A 1,788-nucleotide genomic window follows, 5' to 3' on the forward strand; every position below is an offset into this window, starting at 1 on the left:
CCCCAGGACCCGGCGGCTTCGGCGGCAACGGCGGCGACGGCGGTATCGGTGGTCCGGGCGGCTACGGCGACACCGGCATCGGAACGCCGGGCTACGCCGGCGGCATCGGTGGCACCGGCGGCACCGGCGGCGCCCCCGGTCCCGGTGGCAGTGCCGCCGGCAATGGGGGACAGGGCGGTATCGGTGGCACCGGCGGCTACGGCGGCAGCGGCAACGAAACAGCCGGGTACGCCGGCGGTTCCGGCGGCCAGGGCGGTGTCGGGGGCGCCGGCGGCGCGGCCGGTGTCGGTGCTGCCAACGGCAACGGCGGCGGCGGCGGCGAAGGCGGCCAGGGAGGCAAGGGCGGTTACGGCGGTTACAGCGGCAGCACCTACGCCGGCGCGGCCGGCGGCGTGGGAGGCAACGGCGGCACCGGCGGCGGCGGTGGCCAACCCGGCAGCGGCACAGGTAGCGCCGGCAGCGTGGGCGGTGCCGGCGGCGGCGGCGAAGGCGGGCTCGGCGGCACCGGCGGCACCGGCTACTACAGCGGCAATGCCGGGCCCGGCGGTCAAGGCGGCCAGGGCGGCAGCGGCGCTGCCGGTGCGCCCGGTCAGGCGGGCGGTGTCGGAGGTGTCGGCGGGTCCGGCGGCACCGGCGGCACCGCGTCGGGCAGCGGCAACGGCGGCACCGGCGGCCAGGGTGGCACCGGCGGATCCGGCGGAACCGGCGGCAGCGGCGCGACGCCTGGGCAGGTCGGTGGCGGCGGCGGAATGGGAGGGGTCGGCGGAACCGGCGGAACCGGCGGCAAGGCCTCCGGCGGCGGCAACGGCGGCGATGGTGGCGACGGCGGTGACGGCGGGGTCGGCGGCGACGGCGGTAACGGTGACGGCGCCGCCGGCGGCACCGGCGGAACCGGCGGCGGCGGCGGCCACGGCGGTCACGGCACTCCGCCGGGCGGTACCGATGGCGGCCCGGGCAACATCGGTGCGGACGGGCTCGACGGCCACACCATCTGACGGTGGCCCGACCGTCGCAGCGCAAGATCCGATGGTTTCCGATGGTTGATGTCCTCGACCGGCTGCGACTCGACGTTCCGGTGGCCCAGGCAGGCATGGGCGGCGGCATCGCCGGCGCATCGTTGGCGGCGGCGGTCGCCAACGCGGGCGGTCTGGGCACCCTCGGCCTGGTCACCGCTCGTCAGTTGCGCAGGGCCATCGATCGAGTGCGGGCCGAGGCTCCGGGCAGAGCCGTGGCAGTCAACCTGTTGCTGCCCTTCCTGAACCGCGGTCACGTCGACGTGTGTGTCCGCGCGCGGGTGGACGTCGTCGTTCTGGCCTTCGGCGAGAAGCGCGGGCTCATCGAGCATCTTCGCGACGCCGGAATCGTCGTCTTCGTGATGGTCGGCACCCGGGAACAGGCGCTGCGCGCGGTCGCCGGCGGCGCTGACGGGTTGATCGCCCAGGGCCGTGAAGCCGGTGGACACCTCGTCGGGACCATGCCGGCACTGGACTTCCTCCCGCAGGCTCTGGCGGTGGCCGGGCCGCGGCCGGTGTTGCTCGCCGGGGGCATCGCGGACCGCGCCGACACCAGCGCGGCCCTGGCGGCTGGCGCCACCGGTGTGGTCGCCGGAACGCGATTCCTGATGACGCATGAGGCGAACGCCAGCCGCGCGTATCAACGCCGGATCATCGACGCCGACAAGACGATCGAGACGAACCTGTTCGGCTTTAGCGCTAGTGGGCGCGCTGGCGGTCGCGGGCGGCATCGTAGGCGGCGCGCACGTGCGCCGGAGACAGATGAATGTAGGCG

General features: G+C 75.9%; 2 protein-coding genes. Both read left to right on the forward strand.

Annotation, left to right across the window (positions count from 1 at the left end; all coding sequences use genetic code 11):
- The coding region (locus BST40_RS30395; protein WP_208618948.1) for a hypothetical protein at positions 1–995 on the forward strand (995 nt) is incomplete at its 5' end.
- Positions 996–1,036: 41 nt separating this feature from the next.
- A partial coding sequence (locus BST40_RS27960) for a nitronate monooxygenase (RefSeq protein WP_083156545.1) occupies positions 1,037–1,788 on the forward strand: 752 nt, incomplete at its 3' end.

Origin of the sequence: Mycobacterium persicum (genome assembly GCF_002086675.1) — a bacterium.
Lineage (GTDB): Bacteria > Actinomycetota > Actinomycetes > Mycobacteriales > Mycobacteriaceae > Mycobacterium > Mycobacterium persicum.